The organism is Paraburkholderia sp. BR14320, from assembly GCF_040948665.1.
Lineage (GTDB): Bacteria > Pseudomonadota > Gammaproteobacteria > Burkholderiales > Burkholderiaceae > Paraburkholderia > Paraburkholderia youngii.
This window is the reverse complement of sequence record NZ_JBFPKG010000363.1, coordinates 1-255: the sequence shown is the minus strand read 5'-3', so window position 1 is coordinate 255 and position 255 is coordinate 1. Positions and strand designations below refer to the sequence as shown.

The 255-nt window shown below is 63.1% G+C and carries 1 protein-coding gene; it reads left to right on the top strand.

The features are described 5' to 3' along the window. The coding region (locus AB3X89_RS40665; RefSeq protein WP_368588113.1) for an ABC transporter substrate-binding protein at positions 1-255 on the top strand (255 nt) is incomplete at both ends.

Genomic DNA, 255 nt, shown 5'->3' with positions numbered 1-255 from the left:
ATCAGCCGATTCCACCCAGCCACCGTTACTTCAATGCGTCGCTGCCGCAGCGGCCGCACGATCCGGACAAGGCGAAGTTCTACTTCCAGAAAGCCGGAGCGATCGGGACGGCGTTGCCGCCGATCTACGCGACGACCGACGCGAACGGCTCGATCGAAATGGGCGTGCTGCTGCAGCAGTCCGCCGCGAAGATCGGCGTGAACCTGAACATCAACCGCGTGCCGGCCGACGGTTACTGGTCGAACCACTGGATGA